The organism is Aeromicrobium sp. SP1, assembly GCF_055663785.1.
Genome location: NZ_JBQVVK010000001.1, coordinates 282688 through 297106, shown reverse-complemented (window position 1 = coordinate 297106; position 14419 = coordinate 282688). Strand labels below are relative to the sequence as shown.

Annotated in this window: 15 protein-coding genes; 5 read left to right on the top strand and 10 right to left on the bottom strand. The window is 70.8% G+C overall.

Annotated elements, in window-relative coordinates:
- Nucleotides 1-12: 12 nt before the first annotated feature.
- Genes ACT26F_RS01420 through ACT26F_RS01410 form a run of 3 tightly spaced genes read left to right on the top strand, consistent with a single transcriptional unit; the run spans nt 13 to nt 2938 of the window.
- On the top strand, nt 13-1029 hold the full coding sequence (locus ACT26F_RS01420) for a permuted SH3 domain-containing protein (RefSeq protein WP_471668690.1): 1017 nt from the start codon (nt 13-15) through the stop codon (nt 1027-1029).
- The gene (locus ACT26F_RS01415; protein ID WP_471668689.1) at nt 1026-1730 is read left to right on the top strand and encodes an ABC transporter ATP-binding protein; all 705 of its coding nucleotides are present in this window, start codon (nt 1026-1028) and stop codon (nt 1728-1730) included. Before ACT26F_RS01420 ends, ACT26F_RS01415 begins: the two co-directional genes overlap by 4 nt.
- On the top strand, nt 1730-2938 hold the full coding sequence (locus tag ACT26F_RS01410; RefSeq protein WP_471668688.1) for an ABC transporter permease: 1209 nt from the start codon (nt 1730-1732) through the stop codon (nt 2936-2938). Before ACT26F_RS01415 ends, ACT26F_RS01410 begins: the two co-directional genes overlap by 1 nt.
- Nucleotides 2939-2956: 18 nt before the next feature.
- On the opposite strand, the gene ACT26F_RS01405 is transcribed toward ACT26F_RS01410, so the two are convergent.
- The 6 genes from ACT26F_RS01405 to murI form a co-directional block, all read right to left on the bottom strand.
- Nucleotides 2957-3628, bottom strand: a complete 672-nt coding sequence (locus ACT26F_RS01405) for a VOC family protein (protein WP_471668687.1) — start codon at nt 3626-3628, stop codon at nt 2957-2959.
- Nucleotides 3629-3637: 9 nt separating this feature from the next.
- Complete coding sequence (gene rdgB, locus ACT26F_RS01400; RefSeq protein WP_471668686.1) at nt 3638-4255, bottom strand: RdgB/HAM1 family non-canonical purine NTP pyrophosphatase; 618 nt, start codon at nt 4253-4255, stop codon at nt 3638-3640.
- Entirely contained in the window at nt 4252-4971 is a 720-nt protein-coding gene (gene rph, locus ACT26F_RS01395) for a ribonuclease PH (protein WP_471668685.1), read from the bottom strand. Before rph ends, rdgB begins: the two co-directional genes overlap by 4 nt.
- A 119-nt stretch (nt 4972-5090) precedes the next feature.
- Nucleotides 5091-7295: a choice-of-anchor J domain-containing protein gene (locus ACT26F_RS01390; RefSeq protein ID WP_471668684.1), complete on the bottom strand. Its 2205-nt coding sequence runs from the start codon at nt 7293-7295 to the stop codon at nt 5091-5093.
- A 119-nt stretch (nt 7296-7414) separates the two neighbouring features.
- On the bottom strand, nt 7415-8176 hold the full coding sequence (locus ACT26F_RS01385) for an MBL fold metallo-hydrolase (protein WP_471668683.1): 762 nt from the start codon (nt 8174-8176) through the stop codon (nt 7415-7417).
- A complete protein-coding gene (gene murI, locus ACT26F_RS01380; RefSeq protein WP_471668682.1) occupies nt 8173-8979 on the bottom strand; it encodes a glutamate racemase in 807 nt (268 codons plus the stop codon). The genes ACT26F_RS01385 and murI overlap by 4 nt, the downstream gene beginning before the upstream one ends.
- An 87-nt stretch (nt 8980-9066) precedes the next feature.
- On the opposite strand from murI, the gene ACT26F_RS01375 reads away from it, so the two are divergent.
- Nucleotides 9067-10410 carry a GH1 family beta-glucosidase gene (locus ACT26F_RS01375; RefSeq protein WP_471668681.1) on the top strand — a complete coding sequence of 448 codons (1344 nt, stop codon included), beginning with the start codon at nt 9067-9069 and terminating at the stop codon, nt 10408-10410.
- Nucleotides 10407-11639, top strand: coding sequence for an MFS transporter (locus ACT26F_RS01370; protein WP_471668680.1), 1233 nt, complete (start codon nt 10407-10409; stop codon nt 11637-11639). The genes ACT26F_RS01375 and ACT26F_RS01370 overlap by 4 nt, the downstream gene beginning before the upstream one ends.
- Here the strand turns inward: ACT26F_RS01370 and ACT26F_RS01365 are convergent, their stop codons facing one another.
- From ACT26F_RS01365 to ACT26F_RS01350, 4 genes are all read right to left on the bottom strand, one after another.
- Nucleotides 11640-12617, bottom strand: coding sequence for a ribose-phosphate diphosphokinase (locus tag ACT26F_RS01365; RefSeq protein WP_471668679.1), 978 nt, complete (start codon nt 12615-12617; stop codon nt 11640-11642).
- Nucleotides 12618-12702: 85 nt separating this feature from the next.
- Nucleotides 12703-13653 (bottom strand): PLP-dependent cysteine synthase family protein, encoded by a 951-nt coding sequence (locus ACT26F_RS01360; protein WP_471668678.1) that lies wholly within the window; start codon nt 13651-13653, stop codon nt 12703-12705.
- A 4-nt stretch (nt 13654-13657) separates the two neighbouring features.
- A complete protein-coding gene (locus tag ACT26F_RS01355; RefSeq protein ID WP_471668677.1) occupies nt 13658-13936 on the bottom strand; it encodes a MoaD family protein in 279 nt (92 codons plus the stop codon).
- On the bottom strand, nt 13936-14403 hold the full coding sequence (locus tag ACT26F_RS01350; protein WP_471668676.1) for a M67 family metallopeptidase: 468 nt from the start codon (nt 14401-14403) through the stop codon (nt 13936-13938). Before ACT26F_RS01350 ends, ACT26F_RS01355 begins: the two co-directional genes overlap by 1 nt.
- Nucleotides 14404-14419: the final 16 nt, after the last annotated feature.

The following is a 14419-nucleotide window of genomic DNA, read 5'->3' as shown; positions in this document are numbered from 1 at the left end:
AGCGTGCGCTCCGTGATTCCACCGCGCTTCGTCCGCCGCGTCGTCCTGCCCACCGTCTGGGTCGTCATCGGCGCCGTCATCGCGACGAGCCTCGCGGTCCTGGCCTTCGGCGGCGGCACGGGCGCGAACGACGACACGCTCACCCCGACGGCCACCGCGCAGTCCGAGACCGTGGCGGTCGAGCGCGGCGCCATCGAGAACTCCCTCGACGCCTCCGGCACGATCGCCGTCGATCCGCCGGTCCCCGTCGCCTCCCCCGGTACGGGAACCGTGGTCTACGCGTGGGTCCGCAACGGGACCAAGGTCGAGAAGGGCGCGCCCCTGCTCCAGGTCAAGGTGACCGAGGTGCCCGAGCCCGGGAGCGGCGCCCAGGACGGCGACGAGGAGGGCGAGGATCCGGTCGAGCCGGTGACCCGCTACCTCACCGTCAGTGCGCCGGCCTCCGGCAAGGTCGCGGGCCTGACCGTCGTCGTCGGCGACGAGGTCACCGAGGACGCGACCCTCGCTCACATCCGGCGCACGACCTTCACGGCCCGTGGCGCGATCAGCCCCATCGACCGGTACCGCCTGCTGAACCTGCCCGACGAGGCGACCGTGACGATCGACGGCGGGCCCGAGCCCTTCGCCTGCGACGAGCTGCGGATCGCCGACACGGCCCAGGCCGAGACCGCCGACCCCGAGTCGGGCGAGTCGGGCGAGAGCGGCGCTGGCACCGCCGTCACGTGTCGCATCCCCGATGACGTCACGGTCTTCGACGGGCTCGCGATGACGATGACGATCGACTCCGGCTCGGTCGACGACGCGCTCCTGCTGCCCGTCACGGCCGTGCGCGGCCTCGTGAAGGAGGGCACCGTCTGGATCGTCGGCGCCGGCGAGCCGGAGCCGCGCCAGATCCGGATCGGGACGACCGACGGCAAGGTCGTCCAGGTCCGCAAGGGTCTGGACGAGGGCGACGAGGTGCTCCGGTACGTCCCCGGCAGCTCGGCGGAGGACTCCGAGGACATGGCCGGAAAGGCGTACGCCGGGTGAGCGGCCCGCCGCTGCTGCACCTGAGCGAGGTCGGTCGCACGGTCGTCCTGCCCGACGGGGAGGACCTGACGATCCTGAGGTCGATCGACCTCGAGGTGTTCGCGGGCGACCACGTCGGCATCGTCGGCAGGTCCGGCACCGGCAAGTCGACCCTGCTCAACCTGCTCGGCCTGCTCGACCGGGCCACCCACGGCACCGTCACGTGGGACGGCCGGGACACGGCCTCCCTCTCCGCCTCACGGGCCGCGCGGATCCGCGGCAGCGACATCGGATTCGTCTTCCAGCAGTTCAACCTGCTGCCCGGCCGGTCGGCGCTGGAGAACGTGATCGCACCACTCATGTACGCCGGTGGCCGCGAGTTCTGGTCGCGGCGCAGGATCGCCGCGGAGATGCTCGAGCGGGTGGGACTGTCCGATCGGCTCGACTCCAAGCCCCAGCACCTCTCCGGCGGTGAGCAGCAGCGCGTCGCGATCGCCCGCGCCCTGGTCCGGTCCCCGCGTCTCGTGCTGGCCGACGAGCCCACCGGCGCGCTGGACGTCGAGACCGGCGGCGCCGTCATGCGGATGCTCGACGACGTGACCCTCGACGCGGGAACCGCCCTCATCACGATCACGCACGACCCGGCGGTCGCCCGACTCGCGCGTCGCCGGTTCCGGCTCGAGGACGGAACCCTGCAACCGCTGACGGAGGCGTTGCTGTGATGCGCGCGCTCACCGGCTTCGCCGCGGCCGTGATCGAGGCCTGGCAGGAGCTGCGCATCCACAAGCTGCGCGTGCTGCTGTCGCTCGTCGGCGTCGCGATCGCGGTCGCGGCCCTCACCGGCACCGTCGCCCTCGCCGACATCGGGAAGCAGGCGCTCGTCGAGAGCTACGAGCGCGAGGGGCGCCCCGCGCTGCTCGCGACGTGGATCTACTCCGAGGAGAGCGGGACGAACCCGTCCATGGCGACCGTGCGCCCGGTCTTCGAGGACGTCACCGAGGAGTTCGGCATCACGTACGCCTCGGTGCGAGGGACGGCGACGCTCGGGGCCCGCCGCGGCGAGCGCTCGGCCGACGTCTACCTGCAGATCGTCGACCCGCAGTTCGCCCCGATGCACCGGGTCGTGGTCAGCCGGGGCCGATGGCTGTCCGCCGAGGACGCGCAGAACCTCTCGCCGGCGCTCGTGGTCAACGCGCGCTTCCTGCACAAGCTCGGGCTGTCCGACGCTGCCCTGCCGACGACGGTCGAGTTGCGGGACGCGACCGGACGGACGGCGCAGGCCTCGATCATCGGCGTGACCGCGGGCGGCGGCGGGGAGGTCACGGCCTTCATGCTGCCCGGCGCCTACCTGAACCGGTTCGGTGCGTCGCAGCCGATGGACGCGACGTGGGAGATGTGGGTCCCCGTCGACGCCGCGGACGACCTCGCTCCACGGATCGGTGCCGCCATGCGCGCCGGGCTCCCCTCGTACTCGGCGGACACGAGCCGCAACGACTACCTGGCCTGGGGCTCGGGGGACGAGTTCAAGACCGTCGCGCTCGTCGTGTCGGCCGTCAGCGGGATCATCCTGCTGCTGGGCGCGCTGAGCCTGCTCAACGTCGCGGTCATCACGATCCAGCAGCGCGTCCGCGAGATCGGCATCCGGCGCAGCTTCGGCGCCACGTCGGGCCGCGTGTTCTTCTCCGTCGTCATGGAGAGCATCGTCGCGACGACGTTCGCCGGGCTGATCGGCGTCCTGATCGCGATCGCCCTCGTGAACGGCCCGTGGACGGCGGAGTACCTGCTCGAGGGGATCGACGATCCGCCGCCCTTCCCGCTGTCGGCCGCTGCCCTCGGCCTCGGCGCCTCGCTCGTCGTGGGAGCGCTCGCGGGAGTCCTGCCGGCGCTCATCGCGGTGCGCGTGCGGATCATCGACGCGATCCGCTTCTGAGCGTTCGGGGCAGCGCCCTCAGTCCGGCGGGGAGGTCAGGACGCAGAACTCGTTGCCCTCCGGATCGGCCATGACGGTCCACGAGCGGTCGTCGCCGGGCTCGCGCACGACGCGCGCGCCGCGCTCGACGAGGTCGGCGATCGTGGCCCCCTCGACGAGCCGCACGTCCCAGTGCACGCGGTTCTTCACGGTCTTCGGCTCGGGCACCGGCACGAAGTCGAACGACTCCACCGGTGCCCCGGGGATGTCGTCGAGCCACGTGTAGCCGTCGTCCGTGCCGAGCGTGCCGCCCCACACGTCCGCCCACCACGCGCCGATCGCCCGATGGTCGACGGCATCGACCACGACGTCCTTGAGTCCCGCGGGCCGGGTGTCGGACTCGAACACGCAGAACTCCGTGCCCTCGGGGTCGGTGAAGGTCGTCCACGCGAACTCGCCGGGCTCGGTGACCGGCGTCGCGGCCTCGAACGGGCTCAGGTCGGCGGCGAAGAGATCGAGGTGGACGCGGTTCTTCGTGGTCTTCGGCTCGGGAACCGGCTCGAGCCACACGGTCTGCTCGGGGCTGTCGCCGCGTAGCGCCTCCGCGTCCTCGGGGTCACGTCGCAGGTGCAGCCACCGCGCCCAGGCGTCGGCCCGGGACGGCAGGTCGTTGACGTCGATGACCAGGTGCGCGAAGCGGACGAGTGCCATGGCTCGAAACTACGATCCGGAGAGCGCCTGTGCCACCCGCGGGGCGATCGCCCGCAACGCCCGGCCGCGGTGGCTGATGGCGTCCTTGTCCTCACGCGAGAGCTCGGCGGTCGACACGTCGTGGCCCTCCGCGGCGAACAGCGGGTCGTAGCCGAAGCCGCCGTCCCCGTGCTCCTCACGCAGGACCCGGCCGGGCATCTCGCCGACCTCGACGATCTCGGTGCCGTCGGGCAGGACGAGGGCCATCGCGCACCGGAACGTCGCGCCGCGCCGCTCGTCGGGCACGTCGGCCAGCTGGGCCAGCAGCAGCCGGTTGTTCGCCGCGTCGCCGCCGTCCTGCTTCGGCACCCCGGACCAACGCGCCGACAGCACGCCCGGCATCGAGTTGAGCGCATCGACGCAGATCCCCGAGTCGTCCGCGAGGGCCGGCAGCCCGGTCACGGCGGCTGCGGCCCGCGCCTTGATGAGGGCGTTGCCCTCGAACGTCGGCTCGGTCTCGGCCGGCTCCTCGTACGGCTCGACGTCGGCCAGGCCGAGCACCTCGACACCCGGGACGAGCGGCTCGAGGATGCGACGCAGCTCGACGAGCTTCTTGGCGTTGCCGGAAGCCAACACGATCCTGCTCACCGGGCGAGGGCCTCGAGCTGCAGGCGGGTCAGGTCGGCACAGCCCGCGGTGGCGAGGTCGAGCAGGGAGTCGAGCTCGGCCTTGTCGAACGGCGCGCCCTCGGCGGTGCCCTGGACCTCGACGAACTTGCCCGAGCCGGTCATCACGACGTTCATGTCGGTCTCGGCGCGCACGTCCTCGACGTACGGAAGGTCGAGCATCGGCTCGCCGTCGATGATGCCGACGCTGATCGCGGCGATCGAGTCGACGAGCGGCTCGCCACGGACCGCGCCCTTGCTCCTCAGGTCCGCGACGGCGTCCGCGAGCGCGACGTAGGCGCCCGTGATCGCGGCGGTGCGCGTGCCGCCGTCGGCCTGCAGGACGTCGCAGTCGATCGCGATCGTGTTCTCACCCAGCTGCGAGAGGTCCACGCACGCGCGCAGGGACCGGCCGATCAACCGGCTGATCTCGTGCGTGCGACCGCCGACCTTGCCCTTGACCGACTCGCGCATGGAGCGGTCGTGCGTCGCCTGCGGGAGCATCGCGTACTCGGCCGTCAGCCAGCCCAGCCCCGAGCCCTTGCGCCAGCGCGGGACGCCCTCGGTGGCCGCCGCGGCGCACAGGACGCGCGTCTTGCCGAACTCGATCAGACAGGACCCCGCGGCGTGGTCGAGCCAGCCCCGCGTGATCGTGATGGGTCGCAGCTGGTCGGGGGTACGTCCGTCTTCTCGGGTCATGCGCCCCACGGTAGCGAGACGCAGATTCCCCGGCTCAGTGGGTCACCGGTCACTCCCGGAGGGCCGCAGCCCTCGAAAAGTGCGGAAATACCCACTGAACCGGGGAATCGCTCAACCGATCAGGACCCGCCGGGCTGGACCTGGCCGTTCACCGTGAGGGTGTACGGCGCGTACTGCTGGACCATGCCGGTCGGCTCGTCGTAGGAGACGACGGCGGTGATCGACGAGGCGGGCAGCAGCTTGAGCCACTGCACCGGCTTCAGCGAGAGCGACGACTTGCCGTCCCACTCGACCTGCGCGACGTACGGAACCTTGCCCGGACGCGTGCCGACGAGCTTGACGTGCCAGTTCGCGACCGGCGTCGGGCTGATCTCGGTCGGCGAGGAGAAGCCGGCCAGGCTCGAGCCGTCGCTGACCAGCGTGCCGCCGACCTTGATGTCGTCGATCTTGAGGCCGCCCTCGTTCACGCCGCCGTCGGAGACGTAGCGGAACGACAGCAGGATCTCCTGGCCGGCGTAGGCCGACAGGTCGAACGTGTGCTGCTCGAACCCGTCGGTCGTGCCGTTCAGCGACGGACCGAGCGGACCCTCGACCGTCTTGTCACCCTCGATCGCCGTGTAGGACTTCCCGCCGTCGGTGGACACCTGGACGTAGCCGTAGTCGTACCCGACCTCGGCGCCGTACTTGGCCAGGAACGTCAGCGACGGATCGGCCGCCGGCACGGTCACCTTCGTGACCGCGGAGGCATCCGTGCTGTTCTCGTTGCCCGAGAACAGCACCGGGTTGCCGGCCCGGTCGGGATCGTCCGAGACCGTCGTCCATGCCAGCGGCAGGGTCGGCAGCGTCGTGGCGCCCTTGAAGGTGAGCGAGCGCAGGCTCGTGCCCTTCACGGCCTTGCCGTTGACCTTCAGCGGCACGTAGTCGGCACCGTTCGGCGCCGCGCCGGGCGTGGCGTAGGCGGCCGGGTTGTCGAGGTTGACCGACGAGCGCAGGCTCTTGCTCGTCACCTTCGCCTTCGACGTCCCGATGATCAGCGAGTTCTTCGCGTCGCCGACGGTCTTGTCCAGCAGCGTCATCGACTGGAAGTCGTGCAGGACCTTCGGGAACGTCGTGCCCTTGGCCTCGAGCTGGGACTCCAGCGCCGCGATGCCCTGGTGCTCACCGTCGCGGTGCAGCGCCGTCAGGAAGGACTCGCCGAACTTGTCGTACAGGTAGAGCATCAGTTGGTACGCGTGACCGTAGTCGGCCAGCACCGCGGATCCAGTCGAGCCCTCGTCCCACAGGTTGAACGAGTTCTCCGGGCCGCCGCAGTCGCGCGGGTTGGTGTTGAAGTCCGTCTTGACGGTGCCGAAGCCCTGGAAGCAGTACAGGTGGCTGTCGCCGCCCTTGTCGTACACGGTCTTCGTGCCGTCGACGTAGCCGACGAGCGTCTGCGCGAAGTCCGACAGGCCCTCGTTGACCGCGACCGACTCGTTCGGGTCCGTGTAGTACTGCAGCAGGTGCTGGTACTCATGGGCGAACGTGCCCTCGTACAGGCGCGGTCGCGCGGGGCGGCTCGTGCACAGGTCCGAGGTGGGGGCGTCCGGCGGGTTCGCGCCGGTGCGGTGCGTCCAGTCGAACGCGTCGATCGTCATGATGTTGCGGTCGAGCAGCTCGTTGAAGTACGACCAGAAGAAGCCGGCGATGTAGGTCGGGTTCGCCGGGAAGTCGTAGAAGTTGTCGTCACGGACGTTGTCGACGAGCGTGACGATCTTGTCGCCGTCACCGGTGTAGTCGCCACCGTTGCCGTTGGCGTCCGGGCCGAGCTGGGCGTTCGATCCGTCGCGGTCCGGTGCGACGCTGAACGCCTCGGACTCCTTCGGATACATGTTCGTGTCGAACTCGTGGACCAGGTCCTCGACCTGGGCGTCGGTGACGGTCGTCGCGTCGGTGCCGCGGCAGTCACCGGCCGGGAAGGCGATGTCGTTCGCGACCCAGACCTCGATGTGCTCACCGACGCCGCGCAGCGTGTAGTCCTTGCGGTACGCGCCGTTGAGGTCGTCGTTGGCGAGCCACTGACGGACCGTGCCGACCGCCGGCGTCGCCGCGGCCGGTGCCGCGCTGCGCGAGCGCTTGGCGACCTTGCCCTGGTACTTGCCGGGTGCCTCGACCTTGACGCCGTCGACCGTGCGGTCGGCGGTGCTCGGATCGAACGGTCGCGGCTCCGATGACTTGGTGGTGGCTGGTGCTGCTCCCGCGGTGGCCGAGCCCAACGTCACCGGCACGGTCAGTGCGGAGACGGCCAGGGCTGCGGACAGGGCGAGTGGTTTCCATGAGATCGTCACGATCTCCCCCTATCGGCGCCCCGTCCCCCCGGACGAAACCGCACGCGCCTGCTGCGCGGACGGGTGGGCACCGTGTGACATGTAACACCCGGCCGGCGAACCCGGCAATCGCAGGAGGGTTACAACTCGACTACGTCGCCGGGCACGACGAGGCGATACCGCCCCGGCCAGGTCGTCAACAGGTCGGACTCGACCTCGGCGCGATCGGTCCACGGCGGGATGTGGGTGAGCAGCAGGTTGCCGACCCCGGCCGCGACCGCCAGCCGGCCCGCGTCCGCGCCCGTGAGGTGCAGGTCGGGCGGGTTCTGCGCGGACTCGACGAAGGACGCCTCGCACAGGAACACGTCGGCGCCGGCGGTGAACTCGGCCAGCGCGTCGGACGGACCGGTGTCGCCGGAGTACACGAGGACGCTGTCCTCGTGCTCGATCCGGACGGCATACGCCTCGACGGGATGCGGGGTGAGGTGCGTGCGCAGCGTGAACGGGCCGATCGTGGTCTCGAACCCGTCGCCGATGGCGTGGAACTCGAACGGCAGGGTCATCCCGTTGGGCGCCGTCGTGCCGTAGGCGTCGGAGAGGTGCTGGTCGCTGCCCGGTGGCGCATAGACCGGGATGCGCGGCGGCCGGCCGGCCGGGTGGTACTTGCGGACGACGTACAGACCGCTCATGTCGAAGCAGTGGTCGGGGTGCAGGTGCGACAGGCTGATCGCGTCGATGTCACGCAGGTCGATGTGGTCCTGCAGAGGGCCCAGGGCCCCCGATCCGAGGTCGAGCAGCAGCCGGAAGGTGCGGCCCTCGAACGGCGCCTCGACGAGGTAGCAGCTGGCGGCGGAGTCCGGTCCGGGGAACGAGCCGGAGCAGCCGACGATCGTGAGCCTCACACCGTCACCCACGCGAACTGGTCGACGGACTCGACCTCGGGTCCCAGGAAGCGCCGGCCGAGGTCGGCGAACTCGGCCGGGTGGCCGGTCGTGAGGAAGCGGTGCACGGGGGCCGGCAGCGCGGCATCGCGCTCGAGACCGGACGACGCGAGCAGCCGGTACACGTCCTTCGCGGTCTCCTCGGCGCTGGACACGAGGGTCACGCCGTCGCCCATGACGTAGGACAGGACCCCGGTCAGCAGCGGGTAGTGCGTGCAGCCGAGCACGAGCGTGTCGACGTCCGCGTCCTTGAGCGGCGCGAGGTAGGACTCCGCGACGGCGAGCAGTTCGGGCCCGCCGGTGATGCCCGCCTCCACGAACTCGACGAAGCGGGGGCACGTCTGCGTGTGCAGCGCGATGCCCGGGTTCGCGGCGAAGGCGTCGTCGTACGCCTGGGAGGTCGCAGTCGCGACGGTGCTGATGACGCCGACCCGGCCGTTGCGGGTCGCGTTCACTGCCCGCCGGGTGGCCGGCAGGATCACCTCGACGACGGGCACGTCATAGCGCTCACGGGCGTCGCGCAGGACCGCCGCGCTCGCGGAGTTGCACGCGATGACGAGCGCCTTGACGCCCTGCGCGACGAGGTGGTCGAGGCAGTCGAGCGCGTACTCACGCACTTCCGAGATCGGCTTGGGCCCGTACGGCTGACGGGCCGTGTCGCCGAGGTAGACGATCGGTTCGTGCGGCAGCTGGTCGAGCACCGCCCGGGCGACGGTGAGACCACCGAAGCCCGAGTCGAAGATGCCGATGGGTGCGTCGCTCACACGTCAGAGGGTAGACACCCTCGCGTGTTAACGGGAAATGAACGCGACGTGAGGTCGGTCATCCCCGCCGTGCGGCAGGATGCGGGTATGAGCGACGTCACACCCGTGCCCGACCGACTCCGCGGTGCCTTCGGGCCCGACTTCGTGTGGGGCGTCTCGACCGCCTCCCACCAGATCGAGGGGGCCGTCGACGAGGACGGCCGCGGCCGGTCGATCTGGGACGAGTTCAGCCACACCCCCGGGCGCACGCTCGGCGGCGACACCGCCGACGTGGCGTGCGACCACTACCACCGGTACCGCAGTGACGTCGCCCTGATGGCCGACCTGGGCGTGGACGCGTACCGGTTCTCGATCGCGTGGTCGCGCATCCAGCCCGACGGCGTCACGGTCGAGCCCCGGGGGCTGGACTTCTACGACCGACTCGTCGACACCCTGCTCGAGCACGGCATCGAACCGAGCGCCACGGTCTTCCACTGGGACTCGCCGCAGGCGCTGGAGGCGAACGGCGGCTGGGAGAACCGCGAGATCACCGACCGGTTCGCCGAGTACACGCGACTCGTCGGCGAGCGGCTCGCCGACCGGGTCACCCGCTGGTTCACGCTCAACGAGACCGTCATCTTCACGCTGCTCGGCCACGGCAACGGGATCCACGCCCCCGGCAAGCAGCTCGGCTTCGGCGCGATGCAGGTCGCGTGGCACCAGTTGCTCGCGCACGGCAAGGCCGTCCAGGCGCTGCGCGCGGCGGGCGCGACCCAGATCGGGCCGGCGAACAACCACATCGAGGTCCGTCCCGTCGACGAGGCCGCGCACGACGCCGCCCAGCTCTTCGACCTCGTGTACAACCGGGTGTTCCTCGATCCCGTGCTCGGCCGCGGCTGGCCGCTCGCCGGGTTCGTCGACCCGGTGATGCAGGACGGCGACCTCGAGACGATCGCCCAGCCGATCGACTTCCTCGGCGTGAACTCGTACAACCCGCAGTACATCGCGGCCGCCGCGCCGGGTGCCGAGATCCCGTTCGAGCAGGTGGTGCCCCCGGGCTTCCCCCAGAACGACTTCGGCTGGCCGATCATCCCCGACGGCTTCACGAAGATGCTCGTCGGGCTCAAGGACACGTACGGAGACGCGCTGCCCCCGATCTACATCACCGAGAACGGCGGCGCGTTCAACGAGACGCCGGACGCGGACGGCCGCATCCGCGACCAGCGGCGCATCGACTACACGGGTGCGCACCTGGCCGCCCTGCTCGACGCGATGGAGGCCGGCGTGGACGTCCGCGGCTACTTCCACTGGTCGTTCATGGACAACTTCGAGTGGGCCGAGGGCTACTCCCAGCGCTTCGGCCTCACGTACGTCGACTACGCGACGCAGCAGCGCACCCCGAAGGACTCGTTCGACTGGTACCGCGCGGTGATCCGGGCCCAGCAGGCATGACGGGGCGCACCTCCACCACGGCGGTCCGGCTGCCGTGGGTCCTGGCGATCACGCTCGTCAACCTCGGCACGTACGTCGCGTTCTTCGGCCCGCTCGCGGTGCTGCTCCCCCAGCAGACCGAGGCGCTCGTCGCCGACACCGGGGCGTGGGGCGGCAAGGAGGCCGCGCTCGCGATCGTCACGGGGATCGGCGCGGCGATCTCGATGGTCGCGAATCCGCTCTTCGGGGCGCTGTCCGACCGGACCACGTCACGGCGCGGACGCCGGGTCCCGTGGATCACGATCGGGTCCCTCGGCGGTGCGCTCGGCCTGACGGTGCTGGCCGGGGCGACGCAGTTCTGGCACGTCGTCGTCGGCTGGTGCCTCGTCCAGGCGGCCGTCAACGCGTCGCTGGCGGCGATCACCGCGAGCCTGCCCGATCGCGTCCCGGTCGCGCAGCGCGCCTCGGTCGGCGGCATGGTGAGCCTGGGCCAGACCCTCGGCATCCTCGTCGGAGCGGGCCTGGCGATCGCGTTCGGCGGCTACCGGGCGGGCTACGTCGCCTGCGCCGTCTTCCTGCTGCTCAGCGCGATCCCCTACCTGCGGCGCAGCCTCGACGAGCCGGTCACGACGGCTCCGGCCTTCGAGCTCGGCGCGTTCGTGCGGTCCTTCTGGGTCTCGCCGCGGCGGTACCCCGACTTCGGGTGGGCGTGGCTGACGCGCTTCGTCGTGAACCTCGGGAACGCGATCGCGACGCTGTACCTGCTGTTCTTCCTCGACGACGCCGTGGGGCTCGACGACCCGGAGAACGGCGTGTTCGTCGTGATCGCTCTGAACAGCGTCGTCGTCGCGGTGTCGGCCGTGATCGCGGGCCGGTGGTCCGACCGGATCGGCCGCCGCAAGGTGTTCGTCGTCTGGGCCGGCGTCGTCATGGCCGTGGCCGCGGCGATGCTGGCGTTCTGGCAGACGTGGCCGGGCGTCCTCGCCGCCGCGGTGGTGCTGGGCATCGGGTTCGGCGCGTTCCTCGCGGTGGACCTCGCGATCGTGACCGAGGTGCTGCCCGACGAGGCCGACTTCGCGAAGGACCTCGGCGTCATCAACATCGCGAACGCCCTGCCTCAGGTCGTCGCGCCCGTCATCGCCGCGCCGATCGTGACGCAGCTGGGCGGCTACACGTCGCTCTACCTCACCGCCGCGGTCGTCGGCCTGGTCGGCGCACTCGCGGTCGTCCGGATCCGCGGCATCCGCTGACTACAGCGGGAGCTTGGGCTGCGGCGGGGCGTGGGCGGGGTCGACGCCGTCGAAGAGGCTCGAGACCGACTCGCCGGCATGGATGCGGGCGATCGCCTCGGCGAACAGCGGGGCGACGGAGCGGACCTTCAGCTCGGGCCACGCGGTCGGCGCCGGGACGGTGTCCGTCGTGACGACCTCGGTGATCCCCGGATGGCTGCGCAGGCGCTCGACCGCCTTGCCCGCGAACAACCCGTGCGTGCACGCGACCGACGCCTCGGTGACGCCGTACTCCTCGAGCTTGTCCATCAGCTCGATGATCGATCCGCCCGTCGCGATCTCGTCGTCCAGGACGATCGCCCGCTTGCCCGCGACGTCGCCGACGATCGTGTCGATCACGACCTTGTCGTCGGCCTTGCGCTGCTTGCTGCCCGCCGCGACGGGCAGGCCCAGCAGCCGCGCGAACTGCGACGCGGTCTTGGCGTTGCCGAAGTCGGGCGAGACGACGATCGCGTCGGTGAGGTCCTGCTGGCGGTAGTGCTCGGCCAGCTCGCCGATCGCCGTCAGATGGTCGACCGGCATCGCGAAGAAGCCGTGCACCTGCGGCGCGTGCAACGTCATCGTGACGACGCGGTTGACCCCCGCGGTGGCCATCAGGTCGGCGACGAGCTTGCCACCGATCGAGATGCGCGAGGCGTCCTTCTTGTCGGACCGGGCGTAGGCGTAGTGCGGCACGACCACCGTGATCGAGGCCGCCGAGGCGCCCCGGGCCGCGTCGACCATGAGCAGCAGCTCCATGAGGTGGTCCTGCGTCGGCGGCACGAGCGGCTGGACGATGAACACGTCCCGCTGGCGGCAGTTGGCGAGCAGCTGGACCTGGAGGCAGTCGTTGCTGAACCGCGTCGTGTCCGACGGGGACAGCGTCACACCGAGGTTGCTGCAGATCGCCTCGGCCAAGGTCCGATGCGCACTACCCGAGAACACGACGATGTCGCCCACGCGAGGAAGGCTAACCGCTCGGGCGGGTGCGTGGGAACCGACCCGGTCGGGTGGGATCGCGGGCGACGCGCGCACGAGTCCGGCGTCAGGCCCAGAGCTGGCCCTCGAGGCGGTCCTCGGCCTCGTCGATCGTGCCCTCGTACGCGCCGGTCGAGAGGTACTTCCAGCCGCCGTCGGCGATCACGAACGCGATGTCGGCGCGTTCGCCGGCCTTGACCGACCTCGCGGCCTGGGCCAGGGCCGCATGCAGGATCGCGCCGGTCGAGATGCCCGCGAAGATGCCCTCGTGATCGATCAGCTCACGCACCCGCCGCACGGCGTCGCGCGGGCCGACCGAGAAGCGCGAGTCGATGAGGCTCGCGTCGTACAGCTCGGGCACGAACCCCTCGTCGAGGTTGCGCAGCCCGTAGACGAGCTCGCCGTAGCGCGGCTCGGCCGCGACGATCCTGACCTCGGGCCGGTGCTCGCGGAAGTACCGGCCGACGCCCATGAGGGTGCCGGTGGTGCCCAGTCCGCCGACGAAGTGCGTGACCTCGGGCAGGTCGGCGTGGATCTCCGGCGCCGTGCCGCGGTAGTGGGCGTCGGCGTTCGCCGGGTTGCCGTACTGGTAGAGCATGACCCACTCGGGATGCTCGGCGGCGAGGCCCTTCGCGACCCGCACGGCCTCGTTCGACCCGCCGGCGGCGGGCGAGCCGATGATCTCGGCGCCCCACATCGTCAGCAGCTGGCGACGCTCGATCGACGTGTTCTCGGGCATGACGCAGATCAGCTGGTAGCCGCGCTGGCGCGCGACCATCGCCAGGGAGATGCCGGTGTTGCCGCTCGTCGGCTCGAGGATCGTGGCGCCGGGCGTCAATGAGCCGTCGGCCTCGGCGGCCTCGATCATCGAGAGCGCCGCGCGGTCCTTGATCGAGCCGGTCGGGTTGCGGTCCTCGAGCTTGGCCCACAGTCGCACGTCATCGCTCGGCGACAGGTTCGGCAGCCCGACGAGCGGGGTGTGGCCGACCGAGTCGACGAGCGAGTCGTAGCGGGTCATGCGCTCAGCGCGAGCCGCCCGCCACGGCGGGCAGGATGACGACGGTGTCGCCGTCGGAGAGCTCGGTGCCGAGGCCGCCGAGGAAGCGCACGTCCTCGTCGTTGACGTAGATGTTGACGAACCGGCGCAGCTCGGCACCGTCGAGGAGGCGCTCCCGGATGCCCTCGTGGTTCGTCTCGAGATCGTCGATCAGGGCCGACAGGGTGCCCCCGTCGGCGTCGACGGCGCGCTCACCCCCCGTGTACGGGCGCAGGATCGTGGGGATGCGGACCTCGATGGCCATCAGTGCTCAACCTCTGTGTCGGGGGACGTGCTCTCGTCGGTGTAACCGTCGACGACCCTTACTTCTTCCTCGGTGATCTCACCGTCGACGATCCGGTAGGACCGGAAGTCGACGTCCGCGCCCTCGGCGTCGGCTCCGTCGCGCGTCGAGACCAGCACGTAGTGCGCCCCCGGCTCGGACGCCAGGTTGGTGTCGGTGCGCGACGGGTACGCCTCGGTCGCGGTGTGCGAGTGGTAGATCACGATGGGTTCCTCGTCGTGGTCGTCCATCTCGCGGTACAGCCTCAGCAGGTCGCCCGAGTCGAACTCGTAGAACGTGGGCGACATCGCGGCGTTGAGCATCGGTACGAGCCGCTCGGGGCGGTCGGACCCGATCGGGCCGGCGATGACGCCGCAGGCCTCGTCGGGGTGGTCGCGACGGGCGTGGGCGACGATCGCGTCCACGTGGTCGCGCAGGATGGTCAACACAACTCTTGATCCTATC

Bases quoted from the DNA above. Each gene is read 5' to 3' on its own strand.
- ACT26F_RS01355 (WP_471668677.1), bottom strand. From the start codon at position 13,936: ATGGCCATCGAGGTCCGCATCCCCACGATCCTGCGCCCGTACACGGGG.
- ACT26F_RS01410 (WP_471668688.1), top strand. From the start codon at position 1,730: ATGCGCGCGCTCACCGGCTTCGCCGCGGCCGTGATCGAGGCCTGGCAG.
- ACT26F_RS01375 (WP_471668681.1), top strand. From the start codon at position 9,067: ATGAGCGACGTCACACCCGTGCCCGACCGACTCCGCGGTGCCTTCGGG.
- rph (WP_471668685.1), bottom strand. From the start codon at position 4,971: ATGACCCGAGAAGACGGACGTACCCCCGACCAGCTGCGACCCATCACG.
- ACT26F_RS01370 (WP_471668680.1), top strand. From the start codon at position 10,407: ATGACGGGGCGCACCTCCACCACGGCGGTCCGGCTGCCGTGGGTCCTG.
- ACT26F_RS01405 (WP_471668687.1), bottom strand. From the start codon at position 3,628: ATGGCACTCGTCCGCTTCGCGCACCTGGTCATCGACGTCAACGACCTG.
- ACT26F_RS01360 (WP_471668678.1), bottom strand. From the start codon at position 13,653: ATGACCCGCTACGACTCGCTCGTCGACTCGGTCGGCCACACCCCGCTC.